Origin of the sequence: Pantoea sp. EABMAA-21, from assembly GCF_030053335.1 — a bacterium.
Lineage (GTDB): Bacteria > Pseudomonadota > Gammaproteobacteria > Enterobacterales > Enterobacteriaceae > Pantoea > Pantoea communis.
This window is the reverse complement of sequence record NZ_JASGBX010000002.1, coordinates 215,473-240,828: the sequence shown is the minus strand read 5'-3', so window position 1 is coordinate 240,828 and position 25,356 is coordinate 215,473. Positions and strand designations below refer to the sequence as shown.

Sequence of the window (25,356 nt, the reverse complement as noted above, 5' to 3'; positions counted from 1 at the left end):
CGTGTCACAGCCTGACAATCAGCGGCTTCACTGTATAGAGGCAACTTTCCGAAACTGCGGGCTTATCACGTCAGGCGTTATCGACGCAGCCTCACAGGAAACGGACGATGCGGAGAAACCGAAGCGTAACGAGTGTACGTGAGGATTTCAGGCACCGCCTGGTCTAAAACGACAAAGCCTAAGCCGGATAGTGGCTAGCCGCCGTTACGCTGGTGCAGAGCTGCAGTGACTTTACGCAACAGCGGCGGCAGATCTTGTTTTTCCATCACCACTTCCACCAGCGTCAGGCGACGCTGACGCATTAATTGCTCCATTACCGCCGTTAACTGCACCGTTTCGTTCACTCGCCAGCTTTGTGCCGCACACTCTACGCTCATGGCATGTGGCAGCGCAGTCCAGTTCCATTGTGCGATGTCGTTGTAACGCTGTTCAGCGCCGTGAATCGCCCGCTCAACCGTGTAACCGTCGTTATTGATCAGGAAAATAATCGGCTGTTGCCCGTCACGCTGCATGGAACCCAGCTCCTGGATCGTCAGCTGCGCTGAACCGTCACCGATAATCAAAATGACGCGTCGGTCAGGTTGTGCCGTTTGTGCACCAAAGGTCGCCGGTAGAGTATAGCCAATCGAGCCCCATAGCGGTTGCACCAGCAATTCTGCGCCCGGTGGTAAACGCAGCGCGGCGGCACCAAAGGCGGCCGTGCCCTGATCGGCCAGGATGATATCACCCGGCAGCAGGAAGCGCTGCATCGCCTGCCAGAATGCGCGCTGACTGATTACCGCATCATCGTTTTGCTCAATTTCTTCGCAAGATGCAGTGTCGGCCAGTGCCCAATGTACGCAGTGGCGTTGATAAACGGGCAATAATGCGGCGAGGGCTTGCGCCATGCTAAGCGGCGCAAAGCATTCTCCGCCCACCGTGGCGTGAAACGGTTGCAGGTCGATAACGCGCTCTGCGGGTAACTGCTGGGTGAAACCGGCGGTCAGGGTATCGGTAAACCGCACGCCGACGCACAGCGTAACATCCGTCTCTTCAATGGCCCGGCGCACCGCATCGCTGCTGCCTTCGGCAGCGTAGGTACCCACATAGCCGGGCTGCTGTTCATCGAGCACGCCTTTGCCCATCAGTAATGTAGCGGCGGGAATGGCGCGTAGTTGGCGGAGTGCAAACAGCGGCGATTGCAATTGCCAACGCGAAGCGAGGAAATCGGCCAGTAACGCCACGCGCTGTGCAGGAGCCAGTAAGCGTTCAGCGGCGGCAGTAAAAGCTGTCGCAACGGCGGTCTCCTGATGGACAGGCGCAACGGGCTGAGCATCAGGCACCGTAATCTCCGTCGCCGCGACATCCACCGCCAGCAGCAGATAGCCGGGCCGGTGCTGGTTAAGCGCTTCCGATATCACACGGTCAATTTCTTCAACCGCATTATCCGCAGTCAGCACCGCGCTGGCGGTACTTACCTCTTGTGCCATGCGCAGGAAATGATGGAAGTCGCCGTCCCCCAGTGAATGATGTACACAGTCACCTTGCTGCTGCGCACGACTGGCTGGCGCGCCAACAATATGAATAACCGGGACATATTCGGCATAGCTGCCCGCAATCCCATTAATCGCACTCAGTTCACCCACGCCAAACGTGGTGAGCAGTGCAGCAGCACCGTTGCAACGACCGTAGCCATCCGCCGCGTAGGCGGCATTGAGTTCATTGGCGCAACCGACCCAGGCAATCTCAGGATGAGCGATAACGCTGTCGAGAAATTGCAGATTGTAATCACCCGGCACACCGAACAGATGACGGATGCCAGCTTGCTGTAAACGGTGCAGTAAATAGTCGCCAACGTTGAGGGTTTTCATCGACAGCTCCTTCTTAAGGGGATGATCGAAGTATCAGCGATGTGGCTGAATTGGCGAGATTTTCACCATCAGCGCATGGTGATTTGTGGCAAGCAATCGTTACGACGACAGAAAATTCTGTAAGTTGCGATCTTCGGCGCGTTTCGGCTTAGTGTAAACGCATACACTTCTATGCTGATGTCACTTTCTCCCTTTTTGAGACAGGAACGCTGCATGTCTGTATTTCCTCATCCCGACCGCTATCAACAGATGCAATATCGTCGCAGTGGCCGTACTGGCCTGAAATTACCGGCCATTTCGCTGGGTTTATGGCACAACTTTGGCGACAGCACGCGCGTCGATAATAGCCGTGAACTCCTGCGCCACGCCTTTGATCGCGGCATCACGCACTTCGACCTTGCCAACAACTACGGCCCCCCGCCGGGTTCTGCGGAGTCCAATTTTGGTCGCATTCTGCGCGAGGATTTTGCCGGGCTGCGCGATGAGCTGGTGATCTCCACCAAAGCCGGATACACCATGTGGGACGGCCCTTACGGCGACTGGGGTTCGCGCAAGTATCTGATTTCCAGTCTGGATCAGAGCCTGAAACGCATGGGGCTGGAGTATGTCGATATCTTTTATCATCACCGTCCCGATCCGGAAACGCCGCTGGAAGAGACCATGCGCGCGCTCGATCAGGTGGTGCGTCAGGGCAAAGCGCTGTATGCCGCCATTTCCAATTACCCGGCAGATAAAGCAGCCGAAGCGATTGCCATTCTGCGCGATCTGGGCACGCCTTGCCTGATTCATCAGCCGAAATACTCCATGTTCGAACGTGCACCGGAAGAGCAAGGTCTACTGGATGTGCTGGGTGATAATGGCGTCGGCTGCATCGCCTTCTCTCCGCTAGCGGGTGGTGTGCTCACCGATCGCTATCTGCAAGGCATCCCTGAGGATTCCCGTGCCGCCAGCGGCAGTAAATTCCTTAATGAGAGCCAGTTGACGCAAGAGAAGATGGAAAAAGTACGTAAGCTGCAGGCGATCGCCCAGCAGCGTGGGCAGAAGCTGGCGCAAATGGCGCTGAGCTGGGTGCTGCGTGATGCACGCGTGACTTCGGTGCTGATTGGTGCAAGTAAAACTGCGCAAATTGATGATGCCGTTGAGATGCTAAGCCAGCCCGAGCTGACAACTGAAGAGATCGAAGCGATTCATAACATATTAGTGTAAACGCTTACCTACCCGGCTCAGGCCGGGTATTTTCCGCAGCAGAAAATTCTCAATTCAGATTTCCCGCAACGTTTTCAGACTCACTCTCAAGGCAACACTGGACCGATGTGGCACACTAGCGCAACGGTGGCAGTGATAAGCCACTGAAAAGGAGAATTTATGAAACGTGCAATTTTGTTTGCCGCCTTGCTGGCAACACTTTCACCCCTGGCAATGCACACAGCAGAAGCCAACAGCGCCACCCTTACATTGGCTCCGGGTGTCACGCTGCATCTCGGCGATCGCGATCGTCGTGGTTACTATTGGGATGGCGGACGCTGGCGTGAGCCGCGCTGGTGGAATGACCGTTATCGTTATAACGATCATCGCTGGTGGCGTCATGAAGAGTGGCGTCGTCATCAGGCTTACGAACGTGAGCGTGAACGCCGCTGGCATGAACGGGAACGCCGTGAGCATTGGCGCCATGACCATCGTCATGATGACAGGCATGATCACCACCACCACTAATACAAAAATCCCGGCCTGATAGCCGGGATTTTCTTTTTTTCGTCTTGACCAGCCGAAGCGTTACCAGCCGAGCGCCTCACCGACCAACAGATAGAGATTCAATGCCACCACCAGCACCACTATCAGGCGTCCGGCGTTTTGCATCAGGCGCGAATTGACCATCTCATCGCCCATCAACTCGCGGTTGCCGGTAAAGGCCAACAGCGGGATCAATGCCAGTGCGATACCGAAACTCAACAGTACCTGGCTCATCACCAGAATGCGCGTTGGATCCCATCCGGCCCAGATCACGATAAAGGAAGGCAGCATGGTGATGGTGCGACGTAGCCACAGCGGAATATGGAAGCGAATGAAGCCCTGCATCACGACTTGTCCCGCCAGTGTTCCCACCACGGTAGAAGACAAGCCTGCCGCCACCAGACTTAATCCAAACACAATGGCTGCTGCGCGGCCCAACAAAGGTTGCAGCGTCAAATACGCCTGGTCGAGATCCACAATGCTGGTGTGCCCGCTGAAGTGGAAAGCTGCCGCCGCAGTCGCCATCATCGCCAGATTGACAAAGCCGGCAATGGTCATGGCAATCGCCACATCGAGTTTAGTGGACGAGTAGCGATCCGCTTTGCTGCCAATGTTACCGTGTTGCGTCAGTGCCGAGTGCAGGTAAATCACATGCGGCATGATGGTGGCACCCAGCACACCGGCAGCGAGGAACACGGCGTCAGAGGTGGGCAGCGAAGGCAACGCCATACCGGTGACCAATTCACTCACTTTCGGCTGCGAGAAAAACAGCTCAACAATATAGGCAGCGGCGACAAACAACAGCAGGCCGCCAATCACCAACTCCAGCGGCTTCTGCCCCCGGCTTTGCAGCATCAAAATCAGGTAGGTGGCGACGCCGGTGAGCACGGCGCCTTGCAGTAACGAAATCCCCAGCAATAATTTAAAGCCGAGTGCCGCACCAATAAATTCGGCGAGGTCAGTGGCCATGGCGATGATTTCCGCCTGCACCCAATAGAACCACACTGCCGGGCGTGGAAAGCGATCGCGGATATGCTCGGCAAGGTTTTTACCGGTGGCGATGCCAAGTTTGGCTGACATCAGCTGAATCAGCATCGCCATCACATTGGCCCAGACCACCACCCACAGCAGTTTGTAGCCGTAGGCCGCACCCGCCTGAATATTGGTGGCAAAGTTACCGGGATCGATATAACCAATTGCCGCGATGAAGGCAGGGCCAAGCAGCGCGAGCTTGATTTTTCTGGCTCCGCGAGCGGCGCGCTCAGCGGTGCGACTTTCTGACATAGTGTGGACCCTGTCCTAACGCTTGTTGACCCATGCAGCTTAACGGGCGCTCAAGGCAAGTGAAATTTGATTATAGTTATCGTAATAATAGATGGTGCTATGAAGTATAGCCATTGCTATACCCTGCGGTAAAGCCAGTTCTTGCCAAAATGTTTGCAACAGGAATCACTCTACTCCCGGGTTATTTTATAGACAATGTTTTTATGGATATTTCTTGTGAAGGCTTTGTGAAGAGGTTGTGAGCGGTGAGACTATTCTTAGAAATTTGTCGATACCGAATACTTATAATGTGGTTTTGATCTCGTTTTTAAGTAACGCGTTACATAGAATACGCAACAAAATACAACCCTCCTCAAATTTGGAGCCGACATGTCCCATATTTTGCACTTTCTTTTGGCATTAGTGGTGGTAGCCGTACTGGCCTTGCTGGTCAGTCACGATCGTAAAAGCATCCGTATTCGTTACATCGTACAGCTTCTGGTGATCGAAGTTTTGCTGGCGTGGTTCTTCCTCAACTCTGAAGCGGGCCTCGGCTTCGTCAAAGGGTTCGCGGGTCTGTTTGACCATCTACTAAAGTATGCTGCCGAAGGGACTAACTTCGTATTCGGCAACATGAACGACAAAGGCCTGGCGTTCTTCTTCCTGAATGTTCTGTGCCCGATCGTGTTTATCTCGGCGCTAATCGGTATTTTGCAGCATTTCCGTATCCTGCCTTGGGTGATCCGCGGCATCGGTACCGTGCTGTCAAAAGTCAACGGTATGGGCAAACTGGAATCCTTCAACGCCGTAAGCTCTCTGATTTTGGGACAGTCAGAAAACTTTATCGCGTATAAGGATATCCTTGGCAAAATGTCACAGCGTCGCATGTACACCATGGCTGCTACGGCAATGTCGACAGTTTCCATGTCCATCGTCGGCGCTTATATGACTATGCTGCAGCCGAAATATGTGGTGGCCGCGCTGGTATTGAACATGTTCAGCACCTTCATTGTGTTGTCACTGATCAACCCTTACCGCGTCGATAGCGAAGAAGATCTGCAGTTGCAGGATCTGCACAAAGGTCAGAGCTTCTTCGAAATGCTGGGCGAATATATCCTTGCCGGTTTCAAAGTGGCGATCATCGTTGCCGCCATGTTGATTGGTTTTATCGCCCTGATTTCAGGTCTGAACGCGCTGTTTGATCTAATCTTCGGCATCAGCTTCCAGGGTGTGCTGGGTTACGTGTTCTACCCGTTTGCGTGGGTGATGGGCGTGCCGTCCAGTGAAGCGCTGCAGGTTGGCAGTATCATGGCAACCAAACTGGTTTCTAACGAATTCGTGGCGATGATGGATCTTCAGAAGATTGCTGGTCAGCTGTCACCGCACGCAGAAGGAATCCTGTCTGTGTTCCTCGTATCCTTCGCTAACTTCTCCTCTATCGGGATTGTGGCGGGTGCGATTAAGGGCTTGAACGAAGAACAGGGTAACGTGGTTTCTCGCTTCGGCCTTAAACTGCTGTACGGCTCAACCCTGGTGAGCGTGCTTTCTGCCGCTATCGCCGGTCTGGTTCTGGCCTTCTGATGTTCAGGGCGAGCTGCGGCTCGCCCTTCTCTTCTTAATTATGCCTTTCTGTTCTATCTTGCATTTCACCCCTTTTATCCCCGTCATTCGCCGCTTCCCCGCCTGACGCAAAACCTTTTCACAATATTGAATTTCCGTCCCGGTTGCCTGCGCCCGTAGCTTTTCTCCATAACGTCACATCTGGAGAATCGTATGAGCATTCAATTTCTTGGCATGATTGGCCACCGCCTGGCTTCCGAAATCATTCCCGCCAGCGGTCCGCTGTTCGATAAAGATTACATCGCGCGTTTCGCCCGCGCCCATGAAGAAGCGGGATTTGATCGCATTCTGGTGGGCTATTGGTCCGATCAACCCGACGGCTTTCTGGTGACCGCACATGCTGCGGCACACACCTCAACACTAAAATTCCTGCTGGCACACCGTCCGGGCTTTGTCGCACCGACACTGGCCGCACGCAAGCTGGCAACGTTGGATCAACTGACCGATGGTCGGCTGGCCGTGCATATCATCAGCGGCGGTAGCGATGTCGAGCAGCGTCGTGATGGTGACTTCCTGAATAAAGCCGAACGCTATGCGCGCAGCGATGAGTTTCTTGCCGTGCTAAAACAGAGTCTGGAATCCAGCCAGCCTTATGATCATAAGGGACATTTTTACCAGGCTGAGCAGGCGTTTTCCGCCATCAAACCTGCGCAGAAAAAGCTGCCGATATACTTTGGTGGATCGTCTCAGGAAGCGATTGATGTCGCTGCGCGCCATGCCGATGTCTTTGCCCTGTGGGGCGAACCGCTGAAAGGTGCGGAAGAGACAGTGCGCAATGTGCGAGCCGCTGCGGCTCAGCACGGGCGTGAGATTGATTTCAATATCTCGTTCCGTCCGATTATCGGGAAAACTGAGAAAGAGGCCTGGGAACGTGCCGAGCATATCCGTGAACTGGCCGAGAAGCAGTTGCAAGAGACCGGCTTCGCCTTTGGTAAACCCAAGCCGCAAAGTGTTGGCGCTCAGCGCCTGTTAGCTGCCGCCAATGAAGGCGATCGCCTGGACAAAGTGTTATGGACCGGCGTGGCTAAACTGGTGCAAGGCGGCTACAACTCCACAGCGCTGGTTGGCACCGCCGATCAGGTTTCCGATGCGCTGCTGGATTACTATCGCCTGGGAGTTCACAGTGTGCTGATTCGCGGCTTCGATCCGCTGAATGATGCGGTGGAATATGGCGAGGAGCTGATTCCGCTGACGCGTGAGAAAGTCGCGGCGCTAAACGCCGCTAACAAAAGGAGCGCCTGATGCGGCTGGCAGCTCTCTTTACCGGTGTTGCGCTGGCGATCTCCACGCTCCATCCGCTGTTCGCTGCTGATAAAGTCACACTGCGTCTGGGCGATGTTAAGGGGGATCGTTTTGCCGCGTTAAAATGGTCAGGCGAACTCAACAACCTGTCTTACGGACTGGAACTTACGGCTTTTGATCCCGCTTTGCCGGGAGATAAATCATGAGTGCCTATCAGCATCATCGTTTACGCGACTTTGTCGGTAACCTTGCCATCTTGCTCGACCAGAATCCCGATGAAGCCACTGTTTTGCAACAGGGCAGCGCCTGGCTGGGCGAGCTGATCCAACATGACGACTGGCTGGACGAGGCTTACTCTCAGCCGCATCCCGAACACTATCAACAATATCTGCTGTACGCCGATGCCCGGCAGCGCTTTTCAGTAGTGAGCTTCGTCTGGGGGCCTGGCCAGCAAACCCCGATTCACGACCATCGCGTATGGGGATTAATTGGCATGCTGCGCGGTGCGGAGATATCGCAATCCTGGCAGCCCGGGCCGAACGGCCTGCAGCCAGAAGGTGCGCCGATACGGCTTGATCCCGGCAACGTCGAAGCCGTCTCTCCCACCGTGGGGGATATTCATCGCGTGAGCAATGCCTATGACGATCGCGTGTCAATCAGCATCCACGTCTATGGCGCCAACATTGGCGCGGTCAAACGCGCGGTATATCGCGAAGACGGCAGTGAAAAACAGTTTATCTCCGGTTACAGCAACCGTTACTTACCGAACATTTGGGATCTATCACATGAGTAAACCCGTATTCCCTTTCCGCCAGGCTGCGGACATTCTTGAGGCTCTGCGTCAGCAGCAGGAAGTGGCGATTGTTGATGTGCGCGACGAAGCGCTGTTTGCCACCGGCCATCCGCTGTTTGCGGTGAATATCCCGCTCTCCAAACTGGAGCTGGAGCTATTGGACCGCATTCCACAATCCACAACAGCCATCACTTTATATGATAACGGCGAGGGTCTGGCACAGGCAGCAGCAGAGCGTATTGCCGCGCTGGGCTACAGCAATGTGGCGCTGTTAAAAGAGGATTTAACGGGTTGGCAGGCAGCCGGCGGGGAGCTGTTTATTGATGTGAATTCACCGAGTAAGGCCTTTGGTGAACTGGTAGAACATCACAATCACACCCCTTCCCTGTCAGCTGATGAAGTACACAGCTTAATCAACAGCGACGCCAACGTGGTGGTGCTGGATGCGCGCCGCTTTGATGAATACCAGACCATGAGCATTCCAGGCGCCACCAGCGTGCCGGGCGGTGAGCTGGTATTGCGCGTGCGTGATCTCGCGCCATCACCGGAAACCACGGTGATCGTGAACTGTGCGGGCCGCACGCGCAGCATCATCGGCACCCAGTCGCTGGTGAATGCCGGTATCCCTAATCCGGTGTTTGCGCTGCGCAACGGCACGATTGGCTGGACGCTGGCAGGCCACGATCTGGATAAAGGTCAGTCGCGCCGCTACGGTGAAACCAGCGAAACGGCACAGCGACAGGCGGCGAGTCACGCACGAGGCATTGCCGATCGCGCTGGCGTAGAACGCATTCCACTGGCAACGCTCAAGCGCTGGCAGCAGGAACCGCGCACCACTTACCTGTTTGATGTGCGCGACGCTGACGAGTATGCGGCGGGTCATCTGCCCGGCAGTCGTCATGTACCAGGCGGACAGCTGGTGCAGGAAACCGATCATTACGCCAGCGTGCGCGGTGCACGTATTGTACTGATTGATGACGATGGTGTACGCGCCAATATGACCGCCTCCTGGCTGGCGCAGCTTGGCTGGCAGGTGTCAGTGCTGGAAGAGTTGCAGGCCAGTGATTTCACTGCCACCGGTGCCTGGAAAGCGCAGGTTCCTGCGGTTGCACAGCCCGAGTTTATTTCTCCGCAGCAACTGGCGGAGTGGCTGGAGGAAGGTCAGACCCAGGTACTGGACTTCACCACGCGCGCCAATCACCTCAACAGTCATATTCCGGGAGCGGGCTGGCTGCTGCGTTCAACGCTGCAAAAAGAGGGCAAAGCCGCACTACCAGCGGCACGACGTTATGTGCTGACCTGTGGCAGCAGCCTGCTGGCCGGATATGCGGTTGAACAGGTGGCAGAACTCACCGGCAAGCCGGTGTTTGTACTGGAGGGCGGCAATGCAGCCTGGCGCGCAGCGCAGTTGCCCACCGAGCAGGGCGACCAGCAGTTGCTGTCTCCGGCGATTGATCGCTATCGCCGTCCGTATGAAGGCACCGATATCGCACCTGCTGTGATGCAGGCGTATCTGGATTGGGAATACGGTCTGGTGGCGCAGTTGGATCGCGATGGCACACACGGCTTCCGCGTGTTGCCTGCTCAAGAACAAGCCGCAACCGCTTAATTCTTAGCGCCATGAATTGCGTCGCGACCAGATTGTGCATAATTTCAGTGCACACTTAGCTCTGGCGGCACGATTTATGGCGCACTCAGATGCAGTGCTGAACGCTGAACGCTGAACGGATAAAATCATCTCAGCGCGTGAGAAGCTGCTGCGGTGCGATTCATTGCGCCCCTAATTAGCAGCTGGTGCTGAATGGGTGAGATCATCTCAGCGCACAGGAAGAAGCACGCGCGATTTACGGCGCAATTCGTCGAGATACTTGATATCAAAAGATGGGCGCATTTCAGAACGCTGGGAGTTGTCGTCACACGAATAATGACGCCATTCTGCATACGAAATGAGCAATTATGAATTCAGTCAGTGTTAGATTGTGATGCTATTGTTCAGGACGAACAGAGATTTGGTGGAGATAAGCGGGATCGAACCGCTGACCTCTTGCATGCCATGCAAGCGCTCTCCCAGCTGAGCTATACCCCCAGCACCGAAAAACAGCCGATTTAACTCGACGGACGGCATCATATGAAACCGCTCCCTGAGTGTCAACGCCAAATTCTCGTTCTGTGTTCAATCGCTGAAAAAGGCGGCAACGCCCTACCGTAATGGCTTTTTTTTCAACGCAACTGTGCACTCCGTTAACGTATTTTCGCATTTAACACCCTGCAACCGAGGTTAAATCAGGGTTAAAGATGTTAGGAATAATCTTGTGTTCGTTACGGGTAAGTGTAAAACTTAGCGCGCTAATTAACCGGTCAACCTTCCAGGGTATATCACTCTTTGACCGGCCAGCATTTTCCCCTTGTTCAATAAAAGAAAAGTGAAATATGTCGCTGCATACACCGAAAGAGATCGCCCAACTGGCGATTCAAGCGGGCGTGGCTAAAAGCCGTTTGCCTGTTTCCACCTTATTGATCCTTGGTTTTATGGCCGGTGCCTTTATTGCCACTGGTTTTCTGTTGGATCTGCATGTTATCAACCAACTGCCTGCTGAATGGGGCTCTTTTGGCGGCTTCCTCGGCGCGGCGGTGTTCCCGGTTGGCCTGATTCTAACCGTTCTGGCCGGTGGTGAACTATTGACCGGCAACATGATGACCTTGCCGATCGCGTGGTTCGCCCGCCGCATTAGCGGTTTTAGCGTGCTGCGCAACTGGTTCTGGGTCACCATTGCCAACTTTATTGGCAGCATCGCGGTCGCCTGGTTCTTTGGCCACATGCTCGGCATGACCGAAGGCGATTATCTGAAAAAGACCGTGGCGATTGCACACGCGAAGGTGAATGCGGATTTCCTGCACGCCTTCATTTCCGGCATTGGTTGCAACTGGCTGGTGTGTCTGGCGGTGTGGTTAGCTTTCGCCAGTAAAGATATGGTCGGCAAAATCTTCGGCATGTGGTTCCCGGTGATGGCCTTCGTGGCGATTGGCTTCCAGCACGTGGTGGCGAACATGTTTATTGTGCCCGCCGCGATTTTTGCCGGACAAATGAGCTGGGCAGAATTTGCGCCAAACGTGATTGCCGTCTTCCTCGGCAACGGCGTGGGCGGTGCAATATTTGTTGGTCTCACCTATTTCCTTGCTTTCCGTCCTGCGCAAGCTGAAACCAGCGAAGCTTAATATCCGATTTATGCCTTTTGTCATGAGACAAGAGGCATTTTCCTGCCTGATTACTTTTCCCCGTTACGTTTTGTTGTAATATGTACAGCTAATGTATTTAACAGGGACAGCATCGTGAAAAAGGAATGGCTCACCCCCGAGGAGCTCGCGCTGGAAACGGGCTACAGTCGGCAAACGGTGAATAAATGGATCAAACGCGAAAACTGGACAACCACGCCCAAGCCAGGTGTACAGGGTGGTAAGGCGCGATTGATTCATATTGATGAGCGTGTAAAAAGCTTTGTTCAGTCCACCCGCCACGCGACCGAGCCGGCGGCCAATTACGGTGCTCAACAAAATACATTACCTGCGTTATTAATAAATTCTGTCCAGCAAATGACAACCGCTGAGCAAGATCAACTGGCTGCTTTGTTGCTGCGCGAAGGGATAAGTGGCGTGCTGGAACGGCTAGGAATTAAAGAAGATTAAAAAAAGCCGGGCGCATCATGCACCCGGCTTTTTTAATGCCCGCGATAAGTGAAGCGGCAACGTTACAGGCTGCCGCTAACTCAATTAAGCCTGGGCTTCACGCTCAGCAATGAAGGCCAGCGCTTTTTCGATACGGGCTACGCTGCGGCTGCGACCAATCGCTTCGACCGTCACATCCAGTGCCGGAGACTGACCTGCACCGGTCACCGCTACGCGCAGTGGCATGCCCACTTTGCCCATACCCAACTCGAGCGCATCGGCTGCACCCTGAATCGCGTTGTGCACATTCTCCGCATTCCACTCGCTGTCGCTCAGCGCAGCCAGTTTGTCACGCACCACTTCCAGCGGCTGACGCGCAACAGGACGCAGATGTTTCTTCGCCGCGTCAGCATCAAAGGCTTCAAACTCTTCATAGAAGTAACGACAAGAAGCCGCGATCTCTACCAGCGTTTTGCAACGCTCACCCAGCAGCGTCACCAGCTTCGCCAGTTCCGGACCGGTGCGGGTATCGATATTCTGTTGCTCGATGTGCCACTGCAGCTGCGTTGCCACGTACTCTGGCGGCAGCGTATTAATGTAGTGATGGTTCAGCCACTGCAGTTTTTCGGTGTTAAACGCACTGGCAGACTTGCTCACGGCATCCAGAGTAAACAGCTCGGCCATCTCTGCCACGCTAAAAATCTCCTGATCGCCATGTGACCAGCCCAGACGCACCAGATAGTTGAGCAGCGCTTCCGGCAGATAGCCGTCATCACGGTACTGCATCACACCGACTGCGCCATGACGTTTCGACAGCTTTTTACTGTCATCACCCAGGATCATGGAGACGTGCGCGTAAGTTGGCACTTCTGCACCAATCGCTTTAAGGATGTTGATCTGGCGTGGCGTGTTGTTGATGTGGTCTTCACCACGGATCACGTGAGTGATGCCCATATCCCAGTCATCCACCACCACACAGAAATTGTAGGTCGGTGAACCATCGGTACGACGGATGATCAGATCATCCAGCTCCTGGTTGCTGAATTCAATCGGGCCACGGATCTGGTCATCGAAAATCACCGAACCCTCTTGTGGGTTACGGAAACGCACCACGCAAGGCTCATCCGCCGCATGATGTTCATGGCTGTCACGGCAACGGCCGTCATAACGTGGCTTCTCGCCTTTCGCCATCTGCTCTTCACGCAGCGCTTCTAAACGCTCTTTAGAGCAATAGCATTTATAAGCGGTACCTGCTGCTACCATCTCATCGATGACCGCGTTGTAACGATCAAAGCGCTTCGTCTGATAGTACGGGCCTTCATCCCACTGCAGGTTGAGCCAGTTCATGCCATCCATGATGGCTTCAATGGCTTCCGGCGTTGAACGTTCCAGATCGGTATCTTCGATACGCAGAACGAATTCGCCCTTGTTATGGCGAGCATAAAGCCAGGAATAAAGAGCAGTACGGGCACCGCCCACATGCAGGTAGCCCGTTGGGCTGGGTGCGAAGCGAGTTTTGATTTTCATTCAGCATTGCCTTAGATGCGCAGGTTTCTTTGTCTGGATGACAAAAAAACGGGTTAACGCGAAAAAACAGTGCGCATATTCTAGCAGGTGGGACGCTTTCCTCAATGACTCTCGCGGCGGCATCACAGATTGAAGTGCGTTTTTCTGCTAATAAAACCAGCACATTGGCTAAAAGCGCGGCATGCTGCCTAAATTTAAAGCGAACGCACATTTATGTTTTAAAAAGCGTTGACTCACTTCGAAGGATCCCTATAATGCGACTCCACACAGCGGGGGTGATTAGCTCAGTTGGTAGAGCATCTCCTTTACACGGAGGGGGTCGGCGGTTCGAGCCCGTCATCACCCACCATATCTTAGTCAGATGACACTCTTGTTAAGCAGTTCCGAAGTGGGCGATTAGCTCAGTTGGTAGAGCATCTCCTTTACACGGAGGGGGTCGGCGGTTCGAGCCCGTCATCGCCCACCACTTCGGGTCGTTAGCTCAGTTGGTAGAGCAGTTGACTTTTAATCAATTGGTCGCAGGTTCGAATCCTGCACGACCCACCAATGTAGAAAGGCGCCCTAAAGGCGCCTTTTTGCTATCTGCTATTTGCCCACCCTCACAAAACCTTTGCAAACACTTAACGCTTTGTGTGCTCAAGCCGTTTTATCCCCTTGCCGATAACGATAATGGTCTATTGCAAGGAGAAAACCATGTCTACTATCTCAAGTGTTAGCAGTATCAGTACCGCAAGCAGCGGTAGCGGTTCAACGTCAGAAATTGCCAGCCTGAATAAACAGATTCAAAGCATCACCAAAGAAATTAAAGATTTATCCAGTGATGACTCCCTGACAGATGAGCAAAAATCTGAACAGGAACAGATGTTGCAATCGCAGATTCAGATGATTGAAGCGCAGATTGCACAAATCGAGCAGCAGGCAGCAGAAAAAGCACAACAGAAACAAGAAGCACAGCAGCCCACAACGGAAAGTGCCACCAGCGCCCAGAAAGCCGATGGCATTAACCGTCCGACCGAGACCAATCAGATCAACGTTTACGTCTAAAACGCCGGTTTGAGAGCACGTTGCTGCGCCAGCAGGCCTGCTTGTTGGCGCACTTCCTGCCAGATCGCTTCCGCAGCGGGTGTCAGAGAGCGATTTTTGCGTTTAATCAGCATCAGATTTCGATGGATTTCCGGATAGAGGCGTCGCACCGTCAGTTTCCGCCCCGCCGGCAGCGGTAACGCCAGCGCAGGCAAAATGCTGATGCCAATACCGGCTTCCACCATCGGAAACAGCGTGGCGGGATGGCCAATTTCCTGCACCACCTGCACCTGAATCGATAACTGCTGCAGCGCCGCATCCACCAGAAGACGACTTCCTGAAGCATAATCCTGCAAAACCAGGTTGCGCCCCGCCAGCATCGTCCATTCCGCTCGCTCGACCTGGGCCAAAACATCATCCGCATGGCACAACAATAAGAACGGCTCCTGCAAAATCGCTTCGTAATCCAGATCGGCATCCCCTAGCGGCCCGATGACAATGCCAAAATCCACCTCCGCATTGCGCACGCTTTGCAGCACTGACTGCTGAGCGCGATCGTGCAGGATGACGCGGATATCCGGATAACGTTGCTGGCTACTCGCCAGACACTGCGGCATTAGATTTGCCGAAGGTGTCTGGCTGGCGGCAACACGTACGGTGCCACTGCGCTGCTCGCCGTAACTGCGCACATCCAGCAGCGTCGTGTTTAACTCCTCCAGCAAACGTTCCAGCCGCGATGCCAGCTGGTGCCCCGCTTCCGTCAGCATCACTTCACGTGTGGTGCGGTCCAGCAAACGCACGCCCATTTCCGCTTCCAGCTCTTTGATACTGTGGCTGACCGCCGACTGGCTGAGCCCAATCGCCTGCCCTGCCTGGCTAAAACTGCCCTGCTGCGCTACTGCCACAAAGGTGCGTAACTGCCGTAAGGTGTAATTCATCGATATCGCTCATAGATTGATGCAATAAATCAATTTTATTTCTAAACCCAGCTGGCGCACAATCAGCACCATCTTTTTTATTTTAACCGGATTGTAACAATGGGCTTTTTACGACTCGACCCGATGATGGTCAAACTCATCATCACTGTGCTGTTGGCCAGCTTCATCCCGGCCAAAGGCGGGTTTGTCGATTTCTTTGAATACCTGACCACCGCCGCCATCGCCCTGCTGTTCTTTATGCACGGTGCCAAGCTGTCACGCGAGAAAATCATTGCCGGCAGCAGCCACTGGCGTTTGCATCTGTGGATCATGTGCAGCACTTTCGTGGTGTTCCCGATTCTTGGCTTGCTGCTGGTGTGGTGGCATCCGGTGAACGTCGGGCCAGAGATTTACACCGGCTTCATTTATCTGTGTATTCTGCCTGCCACCGTGCAGTCTGCGATTGCCTTCACCTCCATGGCGGGGGGGAACGTGGCGGCTGCGGTCTGTGCCGCTTCGGCATCCAGCCTGCTGGGCGTATTCATCTCGCCGCTGCTGGTGAATCTGGTGATGAACGTCCATAGCGATGCGCCGAGCAACGGTCTGGAGCAGATTGGCAAAATCATGCTGCAACTGCTGGTGCCGTTTGTGATTGGTCATATGTCTCGTCGCTGGATTGGCGGCTGGGTGGAGAAGCATCGTAGCCTGATTGGTAAAACTGACCAGACCTCGATTCTGTTAGTGGTTTACTCCGCGTTCAGCGAAGCAGTGGTCAACGGTATCTGGCATCGCGTCGGTGTGGATACGCTGCTGTGGATTCTGGCAGGCAGCGTGCTGATTCTGTTTGTCGCGCTGGCGATTAACCTGGGTGCCTCGCGTCTGTTTGGTTTCAGCCGCGCCGATGAAATCGTGGTGCTGTTCTGTGGTTCGAAAAAGAGTCTCGCTAATGGCGTGCCGATGGCCAATATCCTGTTCCCGGCCAGCTCAGTGGGGATTATCGTGCTGCCACTGATGATCTTCCATCAGGTGCAGTTGATGGTGTGCTCCTTCATCGCCCAGCGTTATAAGGCGGGCAATGAGAAGCGGCTGGCACAGCAGCAAGTCGAAGCACAAAAATCCTAAGCAAACGGCCCGCAATTGCGGGCCGTTTTGTTATTCACTGCGCTTCAGCGGTTTAACTAACCCCTGCAATCCTTCTATTTTGATCGCCAGGGTCAGCTGCATCAGCTCGCCCAGCTTCCCTGCCGGAAATTCGTTTTTACGCGCAAACCACAGCAGATACTCTTCTGGCACATCAATCAGCATGCGGCCTTTATACTTGCCGAACGGCATAGCGGTATTGGCGATTTCAACCAGCTGATGTTTGTCCACGTTAGGCTCCCAGCAGCCGAATCATTTCCGCTTCGTCGATCACGGGTATACCGAGCTCCTGCGCTTTCGCCAGTTTGGAACCCGCAGCTTCGCCAGCAATCAATAAGTCTGTTTTCTTCGACACGCTGCCGCTCACTTTCGCGCCCAGCGCCATCAGTCGCTCTTTGGCATCATCACGGTTCATCTGCGACAGCGAACCGGTCAGCACCACGGTCTTGCCAGCAAATGGACTGTCGATCTCTTCAACATTCACCACTTCCAGCTGCGGCCAATGCACGCCCACCTCTTGGGTGAGTTCGCGGATGACTTCGCGATTGCTCTCTTCTTCCATGAAATTACGCACGTGTGCCGCCACCACTTTACCCACGTCCTGCACCGCAATCAGCGCATCCAGATCGGCGTTCATCACCTTCTCAAGATCGCCAAAATGATTGGCCAGATTGGCCGCAGTGGCTTCACCGACTTCACGAATCCCCAGCGCATACAGGAAGCGAGGCAGCGTGGTGAGTTTGGCTTTTTCGAGCGCATCCACCACATTTTGTGCAGATTTCGGCCCCATGCGATCCAGTCCGGTCAGCTTGCCCGCCGTCAGACGGAACAAATCGGCAGGTGTTTGTACGTACTCTTTTTCGACCAGCTGATCGATAATTTTGTCGCCCATGCCGTCAACATCCATCGCACGACGAGAAACAAAATGCTTAAGCGCCTCTTTACGCTGAGCACCACAAATCAGCCCGCCGGTACAACGGGTAACGGCTTCGCCTTCCACGCGCTCGACATCCGAGCCACACACCGGGCAATGGCTTGGGAAGACGATTTCACGGGTATCATCCGGTCGTTCGGATTCCACCACGTTGACCACCTGCGGAATCACATCTCCGGCGCGGCGAATCACCACTTTGTCGCCAATGTGCAGGCCAAGACGCGCAATTTCATCCGCATTGTGCAAGGTGGCATTACTCACCACCACGCCAGCCACCTGCACCGGCTCCAGACGAGCGACTGGCGTAATCGCGCCAGTACGCCCCACCTGAAACTCAACATCGCGCACAAAGGTCATCTGTTCCTGCGCCGGGAATTTGAATGCTACGGCCCAGCGCGGGGCGCGAGCAACAAAGCCTAACTGTTCCTGCAGCGCCTGCGAATCGACCTTGATGACCACACCGTCAATATCGAATCCAAGTGTCGGGCGATCCTGCTCAACCTGACGATAAAACTCCAGCACCTCTTCCGCCGTATGCGCGAGGCGAATACGGTCACTGACCGGCAAACCCCAGGCTTTAAATTGCTGCAGACGCTGCCAGTGACTGGCGGGCATGTCACCGCCTTCCAGCAGGCCGAAACCGTAACAGAAGAAAGTCAGAGAACGTTTAGCGGTAATGCGCGGATCGAGCTGGCGTAGCGATCCCGCCGCAGCGTTGCGCGGGTTGGCAAACACTTTCGCGCCGGTGCGACGTGCATCCTCATTCAGCTTCTTGAAGCCCGCTTCGGTCATAAAGACTTCACCACGTACTTCGACGCGCGCAGGAATATTGTCGCCGTGCAGACGCAGCGGAATGGCATGGATAGTGCGCACGTTGGCGGTGATATTCTCACCCGTGGTGCCATCACCGCGTGTCGCCGCACGCACCAGCAGTCCATCTTCATACAACAGACTGACCGCCAGGCCATCCAGCTTAAGCTCGCAACAGTAGGTCAGATCGTCGCTGCTTTTCAGGCGATCCTGGACGCGCTTATTGAAGGCAAGGAAACCGGCTTCATCGAAGGTGTTGTCGAGTGACAGCATCGGCACTTCATGGCGCACCTGTTCGAAGGCGGCCAGCGGTGCTGCTCCCACGCGCTGAGTCGGCGAATCCGGGGTAATGAGATCGGGATGTGCCGCTTCCAGTTCACGCAATTGCTGCATCAGTCGGTCATATTCTGCATCCGGAATTTCCGGCGTATCCATCACGTGATAGAGGTACTCATGGTGACGTAACGAGGTGCGCAGCGCGGTGATCTGCTCCTGAACCGATTTCATAGTGTTTTATCCGATAAAAAACCCCCGACATGCGGGGGTTGTTTCGTTAATATTTGATTTTGCTCGCGGCTATCAGCCGATAACTTCGCGAATACGCGCTTTATAAGTTTCCAGCTTCTGTGGCGTCATCATGCGACGCTCATCATCCAGCACAACCCCGCCGACATCGTCCGCAATACGCTGGGCAGATTGCAGCATGAGCTTAAAGTTTTGGTTCGCATCGCCATACGACGGCACCATCATAAAGATGGAGATGCCCGGCGTGCTGAAATCGCCCATGGTATCCGGATTGAAGGAGCCCGGTTTCACCATATTTGCCAAGCTGAACAGCACAGGGCCACTGCCCGCTGGGCTCAGGTGACGATGGAAAATATTCATCTCACCAAACTGGAAGCCCGCTTGCAAAATACCTTGCAACAGAGCTTCACCGTTCAGTTCACCGCCGGCGTGGGCGGCAACATGCAGCACCAGTACCGCTTCATTTTTTCTCTGGGTAGAAGCAGCAGACTGTTTTGGTTCATCGTGTGCGACCGGCGCTTCTTCTTCGTATTCGGGCTCTTCAGCGGCCTGGAACTCAGGCGCAGGCTGCGTGGCAGAAAGTGGCTCGTTATCCAGTAAGGGATCGGCCTGAACGGAGTGAGGCTGCGGTTGTGGCTGCGGCGCAGGTTTAACCACCGGCGATTGTGGCGCAGGTGCAGGCTGGCGCACTTCCGGCTCATCATCCAGCAGCGGATCACCCATCAATGGGGTTTCATGACGCGGGAATGGCTGACGCGCAGGTTCAGGCGCACGTGGCGCGCTGACAGGCTTAGTCACAGGTGCGTCGAATTCGGGTTCGACATGCGCGTCACGATTGCGACGGACACGCACTTCGCCGACACCATCATCATCTTCTTCGCTCAGCAGATCTTCATCCGCTTCTTCGCGCTGTTTCAGACGTTTGTGCGGGCGATCGCGAAACACGGAAGAGCGCTCTTTACGGCTGGTCCACAGTCCGTGAAGTAGCAACGCTATTATGGCGATCGCGCCAACAACGATTAATATCAGACGCAAATCCTGCATCATTGTATTCTCTGTTGTTCCAATACCTTGCCACCACGGCAAACTTTATCCTCTAACTGTATTTGCCCAGCTAAACAAGTGCAAGTCTGTGCAGTATTTTCTGACAAATAAGATAGCTGCCCCACGCTTTTTTGCTGATTTTTCGCGCAAAGTGCGCCTGCCACCGACAAAAAGCCAGGTTATGATGTTCGCGCCGCCACATAAAGGAGAAAGGCTCGCTATGCCCGTTGAGAAATCGCCCTCATCATTAAATGGTATTCATTACTTTGCCGAAGGCTGGAGACTGGTACGTCTGCCTGGCATTCGTCGTTACGTCATTATTCCTCTGCTGGTGAACATTTTGCTGCTGGGAGGCGCCTTTATCTGGCTGTTTCAACGGCTCGGAGAGTGGATTCCGGCCTTGATGTCGCACATCCCTGATTGGCTACAGTGGCTCAGTTATTTGCTGTGGCCGCTTTCCGTCATATCGATTGTGCTGGTATTCAGTTACTTCTTCTCCACCATCGCGAACTGGATTGCCGCCCCTTTTTGTGGATTGCTGGCTGAGCAACTGGAAGGTCGCCTCACCGGTCACCCGCTGCCGGATAGCGGTTGGATGGCGATGGTTAAAGATATCCCGCGCATCATGAAGCGCGAATTACAGAAGCTTGGCTACTATTTACCGCGTGCACTGGGACTGCTGCTGCTTTACTTTATCCCCGGTTTTGGACAAACGGTGGCACCGGTATTATGGTTTCTGTTTAGCGCGTGGATGCTGTCGGTGCAGTACTGCGACTATCCGTTTGATAACCACAAAGTGAGTTTTCAGCAGATGCGTAGTGCGTTACGTCAGCATAAAACGGCGAACATGCAATTTGGTGCGCTGGTCAGTTTGTTCACCATGATTCCGATTCTGAACCTGGCCATCATGCCGGTGGCCGTATGTGGCGCGACTGCGATGTGGGTTGATCGCTACCGCCTACAGCATGCACGTCACTAAAGCTTCAAAAAGCCTTATGCATTTTTGCGTAAGGCTTATGGTTGTGGGCTATATAGATATGCGATTTCTTTCCTTCCGCACACCGGAAGAACAGGTATGCTCTGAGGGTTCCCAATATTTCATACAGTTAAGGACGAGCTATGAGTAAGATCTATGAAGACAACTCTCTGACAATTGGTCATACGCCGCTGGTTCGACTGAACCGCATCGGTAATGGACGCATCCTGGCGAAGGTCGAATCGCGTAACCCGAGCTTCAGCGTCAAATGCCGTATCGGTGCCAATATGATTTGGGACGCAGAAAAACGCGGAATCTTAAAGCCGGGCGTTGAACTGGTTGAGCCAACCAGTGGTAACACCGGTATTGCACTGGCTTACGTGGCTGCCGCTCGCGGTTACAAACTCACGCTGACCATGCCAGAGACCATGTCTGTTGAACGTCGCAAGCTGCTGAAAGCACTGGGCGCGAATCTGGTGCTGACCGAAGGCGCAAAAGGTATGAAAGGTGCCATTGCTAAAGCCGAGGAAATCGTTGCCAGCGATCCGGATAAATTTGTGCTGCTGCAGCAGTTCAGCAATCCGGCTAACCCGGAGATCCATGAGAAAACCACCGGCCCGGAAATCTGGGAAGACACCGACGGTGAAGTGGATGTGTTCATTGCGGGCGTGGGCACCGGCGGCACGCTGACAGGCGTGAGCCGTTACATCAAGAACACCAAAGGCAAAAAAGACTTAATCACCGTCGCGGTAGAGCCGACTGACTCTCCGGTCATCGCTCAGGCTATCGCGGGTGAAGAGATCAAGCCGGGTCCACACAAAATTCAGGGTATCGGCGCAGGTTTCATTCCTGGCAACCTTGACCTGAAACTGGTTGATCGGGTCGTTGCGATTACCAACGAAGAAGCCATCAGCACCGCACGTCAGCTGATGGAAGAAGAAGGCATTCTGGCCGGTATCTCTTCAGGTGCGGCAGTGGCTGCAGCACTGAAGCTGCAGGAAGACGAAGCATTCGCCAATAAGAATATCGTGGTGATCCTGCCCTCCTCTGGCGAGCGCTATTTAAGCACCGCCCTGTTTGCCGATCTGTTCACTGAAAAAGAGCTGCAGCAGTAACCGCCATAGTCTGAAAACGATGAAAAAAGCACCCGAATGGGTGCTTTTTTGCGGCGCAGATCTCACTTTTATCACCAGACAGATTGATTTCAATGACACGGCTCTGGTATTTAAGCTCCCAATTATTTCGGTGCCTGAAATTAATCTGGCTTTGAAGTGGATCAAGCTGAATGGAATTACTGATTTGGCGAAACGGCGAATCACGGCATACTTAGCAAGGTGACCTTTTCGCACAGTTTTTGATCTGCTGCTGAAAGACGCACATTACTAAGCGCATTTTTTGGTCAGCTTAATGCCACACCAGCGCACCTATACAGGCTAAAGTGACGGCTCCAGGCTAGACTTTAGATCCATAACACCAAACCTGATAAAGTTGGGGAAATAGAATGTTCCAGCAAGAAGTTACCATTACCGCACCTAACGGCCTTCATACCCGTCCTGCAGCTCAGTTCGTGAAAGAAGCTAAGGCTTTCCAGTCAGACATCACTGTGACCTCTAATGGCAAATCTGCCAGCGCGAAAAGCCTGTTCAAACTGCAGACTCTGGGTCTGACTCAGGGTACGGTTGTTACGCTGTCTGCTGAAGGTGAAGATGAGCAGCAAGCGGTTGAGCACCTGGTGAAACTGATGGCTGAGCTGGAGTAATTCCGCTCAGGCAAGCAACTAAACCGACTCCTTTGCCCCATTGAGTGCAAATATCTTGATCGCGGACAACCTGTCCGCGTTCTTGCTTCCTTAGAGTACTGTTCCGCGACAGTGGCAACGCATTGGGTCAATGAGCCATCGTGATTAAAAGGTAGGGTTATGATTTCAGGCATTTTAGCATCACCGGGTATCGCTTTCGGCAAAGCACTTCTGCTGAAGGAAGATGAGATCGTCATCAGCCGTAAAAAAATTACTGACGATCAGGTTGAGCAAGAAGTTCAACGCTTCCTTGATGGACGTGGCAAAGCGGCAGTACAGCTCGAAACCATCCGTGTTAAAGCCGGTGAAACCCTCGGTGAAGAGAAAGCGGCGATCTTTGAAGGTCACATCATGCTGCTCGAAGACGAAGAGCTTGAGCAGGAAATCATCGACCTGATTAAGAAAGATCACGCAACGGCTGACGCTGCGGCGTACTCTGTCATTGATGGCCAGGCCAAGGCGTTGGAAGAACTCGATGACGAATACCTGAAAGAGCGTGCGGCTGACGTGCGTGACATCGGTAAGCGTCTGCTGCAAAACATCCTCGGTCTGCATATTGTCGACCTGGGTGCTATCGCAGAAGAATCTATTCTGGTGGCGAAAGATTTAACGCCGTCAGAAACCGCACAGCTGAACCTGAAGAAGGTGCTGGGCTTTATCACCGATATCGGTGGCCGTACTTCGCATACGTCCATCATGGCGCGTTCTCTGGAGATCCCAGCGATTGTCGGTACCGGTAACGTCACCACGCAAATCAAAAACGGTGACTTCCTGATCCTCGATGGCGTGAATAACAAGATTTACGTTAATCCTACCGATGCAGAACAAGAAGAATTGAAAGCGATTCAGACGCAATACCTGTCTGAAAAGCACGAACTGGCGAAACTGAAAGATCTGCCCGCTATCACGCTGGACGGCCATCAAGTGGAAGTGTGCGCCAACATTGGTACCGTGCGCGATGTCGCCGGTGCAGAGCGCAACGGTGCGGAAGGCGTGGGCCTGTATCGTACCGAGTTCCTGTTTATGGACCGTGACTCGCTGCCAACCGAAGAAGAGCAATTCCAGGCGTATAAAGCGGTAGCGGAAGCCATGGGCTCTCAGGCCGTCATCGTGCGTACCATGGACATCGGCGGCGATAAAGATCTGCCGTACATGAACCTGCCAAAAGAGGACAACCCGTTCCTCGGCTGGCGTGCGATTCGTATCGCAATGGACCGCAAAGAGATTCTGCATGCTCAGCTGCGCGCTATCCTGCGTGCCTCATCCTTCGGCAAACTGCGCATTATGTTCCCGATGATCATTTCGGTGGAAGAAGTGCGTGCGCTGAAGGCCGAGCTGGAGCTGCTGAAAACCCAGTTGCGTGAAGAAGGCAAAGCCTTTGATGAGACCATTGAAGTGGGCATTATGGTGGAAACACCGGCTTCAGCGGTGATTGCGCGTCATCTGGCGAAAGAAGTCGACTTCTTTAGTATTGGGACAAATGACCTGACGCAGTATACTCTGGCGGTCGATCGTGGTAATGATTTGATTTCACACCTCTATAACCCAATGACGCCATCTGTTTTGGGCCTCATTAAGCAAGTGATCGACGCATCACATGCCGAAGGGAAATGGACCGGCATGTGTGGTGAGCTGGCTGGTGATGAACGTGCTACACTACTGTTACTGGGAATGGGGCTGGACGAATTCAGCATGAGTGCCATTTCAATCCCGAGCATCAAGAAGATTATTCGTAATACTAATTTCGAAGATGCGAAGGCATTGGCGGAGCAGGCTCTGGCTCAACCCACAGCGGAAGATTTAATGAACCTGGTGAACAAGTTCATTAAAGAAAAAACGCTCTGCTGATCCACGAGACGCTGGCCCCAAATTACTGCTTAGGAGAAGATCATGGGTTTGTTTTCTAAACTTTTTGGCGAAAAATCAGAGAGCGCGTCAGGGACTATTGATATCGTTGCGCCTCTGTCAGGCGAAATCGTGAATATCGAAGACGTACCTGATGTGGTATTTGCTGAGAAAATCGTGGGTGATGGTATCGCCATTAAACCGACTGGCAACAAGATGGTTGCACCGGTTGATGGTACCATTGGCAAGATTTTTGAGACCAACCACGCCTTTTCAATCGAGTCTGACAACGGCATCGAGCTGTTCGTCCACTTCGGTATCGATACGGTTGAACTGAAAGGTGAAGGCTTTAAGCGTATCGCCGAAGAAGGCCAGAAAGTGAAAAAAGGCGACGTGGTGATCGAGTTTGATCTGCCACTGCTGGAAGAGAAAGCAAAATCCACGCTGACGCCGGTTGTGATTTCGAACATGGACGAAATCAAAGATCTGATCAAACTCTCCGGTCAGGTAACTGTGGGTGAAACCCCGGTTATCCGCATCAAGAAGTAAGCAGCGTCTGGATAGTAAAAACGGCACCCAATGGGTGCCGTTTTTGTTTGTGTGGCTGGCTGGAACTGCAGGGTGCGGTGGCGTTAGGGATGGTGCGGTCGGTCAG

23 protein-coding genes and 4 tRNA genes are annotated in these 25,356 nt (G+C 53.8%); 19 read left to right on the top strand and 8 right to left on the bottom strand.

The annotated features are described in order from the left end of the window. Positions 1–194 precede the first annotated feature (194 nt). The gene (locus QMZ65_RS04575; protein ID WP_283215506.1) at positions 195–1,850 is read right to left on the bottom strand and encodes an alpha-keto acid decarboxylase family protein; all 1,656 of its coding nucleotides are present in this window, start codon (positions 1,848–1,850) and stop codon (positions 195–197) included. A gap of 213 nt (positions 1,851–2,063) precedes the next feature. Between QMZ65_RS04575 and mgrA the strand changes: the two genes are divergently transcribed. Continuing rightward, positions 2,064–3,056, top strand: a complete 993-nt coding sequence (gene mgrA, locus QMZ65_RS04570) for an L-glyceraldehyde 3-phosphate reductase (RefSeq protein ID WP_182056557.1) — start codon at positions 2,064–2,066, stop codon at positions 3,054–3,056. 159 nt (positions 3,057–3,215) lie between these two features. After that, positions 3,216–3,563 carry a DUF2502 domain-containing protein gene (locus tag QMZ65_RS04565; protein ID WP_058959054.1) on the top strand — a complete coding sequence of 116 codons (348 nt, stop codon included), beginning with the start codon at positions 3,216–3,218 and terminating at the stop codon, positions 3,561–3,563. A 60-nt stretch (positions 3,564–3,623) separates the two neighbouring features. On the opposite strand, the gene QMZ65_RS04560 is transcribed toward QMZ65_RS04565, so the two are convergent. After that, positions 3,624–4,865: an Nramp family divalent metal transporter gene (locus QMZ65_RS04560; protein ID WP_034825925.1), complete on the bottom strand. Its 1,242-nt coding sequence runs from the start codon at positions 4,863–4,865 to the stop codon at positions 3,624–3,626. 369 nt (positions 4,866–5,234) lie between these two features. Between QMZ65_RS04560 and QMZ65_RS04555 the strand changes: the two genes are divergently transcribed. From QMZ65_RS04555 to QMZ65_RS04535, 5 genes are all read left to right on the top strand, one after another. Next, complete coding sequence (locus QMZ65_RS04555; protein ID WP_034825912.1) at positions 5,235–6,425, top strand: NupC/NupG family nucleoside CNT transporter; 1,191 nt, start codon at positions 5,235–5,237, stop codon at positions 6,423–6,425. Positions 6,426–6,617: 192 nt separating this feature from the next. Then, a complete protein-coding gene (locus QMZ65_RS04550) occupies positions 6,618–7,706 on the top strand; it encodes an LLM class flavin-dependent oxidoreductase (protein WP_283215505.1) in 1,089 nt (362 codons plus the stop codon). After that, positions 7,706–7,912 carry a hypothetical protein gene (locus QMZ65_RS04545; protein WP_255253274.1) on the top strand — a complete coding sequence of 69 codons (207 nt, stop codon included), beginning with the start codon at positions 7,706–7,708 and terminating at the stop codon, positions 7,910–7,912. Before QMZ65_RS04550 ends, QMZ65_RS04545 begins: the two co-directional genes overlap by 1 nt. Further along, positions 7,909–8,499 (top strand): cysteine dioxygenase family protein, encoded by a 591-nt coding sequence (locus QMZ65_RS04540; protein WP_097118550.1) that lies wholly within the window; start codon positions 7,909–7,911, stop codon positions 8,497–8,499. The genes QMZ65_RS04545 and QMZ65_RS04540 overlap by 4 nt, the downstream gene beginning before the upstream one ends. Beyond that, a complete protein-coding gene (locus QMZ65_RS04535; RefSeq protein ID WP_283215504.1) occupies positions 8,492–10,108 on the top strand; it encodes a rhodanese homology domain-containing protein in 1,617 nt (538 codons plus the stop codon). The genes QMZ65_RS04540 and QMZ65_RS04535 overlap by 8 nt, the downstream gene beginning before the upstream one ends. A gap of 401 nt (positions 10,109–10,509) precedes the next feature. On the opposite strand, the gene QMZ65_RS04530 is transcribed toward QMZ65_RS04535, so the two are convergent. Further along, positions 10,510–10,585, bottom strand: a tRNA-Ala gene (locus tag QMZ65_RS04530). Positions 10,586–10,929: 344 nt separating this feature from the next. On the opposite strand from QMZ65_RS04530, the gene QMZ65_RS04525 reads away from it, so the two are divergent. Next, positions 10,930–11,715 (top strand): formate/nitrite transporter family protein, encoded by a 786-nt coding sequence (locus tag QMZ65_RS04525; RefSeq protein ID WP_034825900.1) that lies wholly within the window; start codon positions 10,930–10,932, stop codon positions 11,713–11,715. A 114-nt stretch (positions 11,716–11,829) separates the two neighbouring features. Next, positions 11,830–12,183, top strand: coding sequence for a YfeC-like transcriptional regulator (locus QMZ65_RS04520; RefSeq protein WP_034825897.1), 354 nt, complete (start codon positions 11,830–11,832; stop codon positions 12,181–12,183). 84 nt (positions 12,184–12,267) lie between these two features. Here the strand turns inward: QMZ65_RS04520 and gltX are convergent, their stop codons facing one another. Then, a complete protein-coding gene (gltX, locus tag QMZ65_RS04515) occupies positions 12,268–13,689 on the bottom strand; it encodes a glutamate--tRNA ligase (protein ID WP_058959062.1) in 1,422 nt (473 codons plus the stop codon). 273 nt (positions 13,690–13,962) lie between these two features. On the opposite strand from gltX, the gene QMZ65_RS04510 reads away from it, so the two are divergent. The 4 genes from QMZ65_RS04510 (at position 13,963) to QMZ65_RS04495 (ending at position 14,733) form a co-directional block, all read left to right on the top strand. Beyond that, positions 13,963–14,038 (top strand) — tRNA-Val (locus QMZ65_RS04510). Between the two features lie 41 nt (positions 14,039–14,079). Further along, positions 14,080–14,155, top strand: a tRNA-Val gene (locus QMZ65_RS04505). A gap of 4 nt (positions 14,156–14,159) precedes the next feature. After that, positions 14,160–14,235, top strand: a tRNA-Lys gene (locus QMZ65_RS04500). Positions 14,236–14,382: 147 nt separating this feature from the next. Further along, positions 14,383–14,733: a FlxA-like family protein gene (locus tag QMZ65_RS04495; protein WP_283215503.1), complete on the top strand. Its 351-nt coding sequence runs from the start codon at positions 14,383–14,385 to the stop codon at positions 14,731–14,733. Here QMZ65_RS04495 and QMZ65_RS04490 read toward each other — a convergent pair. Continuing rightward, a complete protein-coding gene (locus QMZ65_RS04490) occupies positions 14,730–15,650 on the bottom strand; it encodes a LysR family transcriptional regulator (RefSeq protein WP_058959064.1) in 921 nt (306 codons plus the stop codon). The genes QMZ65_RS04495 and QMZ65_RS04490 overlap by 4 nt on opposite strands. A 99-nt stretch (positions 15,651–15,749) precedes the next feature. On the opposite strand from QMZ65_RS04490, the gene QMZ65_RS04485 reads away from it, so the two are divergent. Beyond that, entirely contained in the window at positions 15,750–16,751 is a 1,002-nt protein-coding gene (locus QMZ65_RS04485) for a bile acid:sodium symporter family protein (protein WP_097118552.1), read from the top strand. Between the two features lie 30 nt (positions 16,752–16,781). Here QMZ65_RS04485 and QMZ65_RS04480 read toward each other — a convergent pair whose 3' ends face one another. From QMZ65_RS04480 to zipA, 3 genes are all read right to left on the bottom strand, one after another. Further along, positions 16,782–17,000, bottom strand: coding sequence for a DUF3820 family protein (locus QMZ65_RS04480; RefSeq protein WP_038645584.1), 219 nt, complete (start codon positions 16,998–17,000; stop codon positions 16,782–16,784). 1 nt (position 17,001) lies between these two features. Continuing rightward, positions 17,002–19,020, bottom strand: coding sequence for an NAD-dependent DNA ligase LigA (gene ligA / locus QMZ65_RS04475; RefSeq protein ID WP_283215502.1), 2,019 nt, complete (start codon positions 19,018–19,020; stop codon positions 17,002–17,004). 72 nt (positions 19,021–19,092) lie between these two features. Beyond that, the gene (gene zipA / locus QMZ65_RS04470) at positions 19,093–20,085 is read right to left on the bottom strand and encodes a cell division protein ZipA (RefSeq protein ID WP_283215501.1); all 993 of its coding nucleotides are present in this window, start codon (positions 20,083–20,085) and stop codon (positions 19,093–19,095) included. Between the two features lie 217 nt (positions 20,086–20,302). Between zipA and cysZ the strand changes: the two genes are divergently transcribed. From cysZ to crr, 5 genes are all read left to right on the top strand, one after another. After that, the gene (gene cysZ, locus QMZ65_RS04465) at positions 20,303–21,061 is read left to right on the top strand and encodes a sulfate transporter CysZ (protein WP_058959067.1); all 759 of its coding nucleotides are present in this window, start codon (positions 20,303–20,305) and stop codon (positions 21,059–21,061) included. Between the two features lie 140 nt (positions 21,062–21,201). Next, positions 21,202–22,173 (top strand): cysteine synthase A, encoded by a 972-nt coding sequence (cysK, locus tag QMZ65_RS04460; RefSeq protein ID WP_034825880.1) that lies wholly within the window; start codon positions 21,202–21,204, stop codon positions 22,171–22,173. A 386-nt stretch (positions 22,174–22,559) separates the two neighbouring features. Continuing rightward, on the top strand, positions 22,560–22,817 hold the full coding sequence (ptsH, locus tag QMZ65_RS04455; protein ID WP_034825876.1) for a phosphocarrier protein Hpr: 258 nt from the start codon (positions 22,560–22,562) through the stop codon (positions 22,815–22,817). Positions 22,818–22,976: 159 nt separating this feature from the next. Then, positions 22,977–24,704, top strand: a complete 1,728-nt coding sequence (gene ptsI / locus QMZ65_RS04450) for a phosphoenolpyruvate-protein phosphotransferase PtsI (RefSeq protein ID WP_283215500.1) — start codon at positions 22,977–22,979, stop codon at positions 24,702–24,704. A 42-nt stretch (positions 24,705–24,746) separates the two neighbouring features. Beyond that, the gene (crr, locus tag QMZ65_RS04445) at positions 24,747–25,250 is read left to right on the top strand and encodes a PTS glucose transporter subunit IIA (RefSeq protein ID WP_034825872.1); all 504 of its coding nucleotides are present in this window, start codon (positions 24,747–24,749) and stop codon (positions 25,248–25,250) included. Positions 25,251–25,356 lie beyond the last annotated feature (106 nt).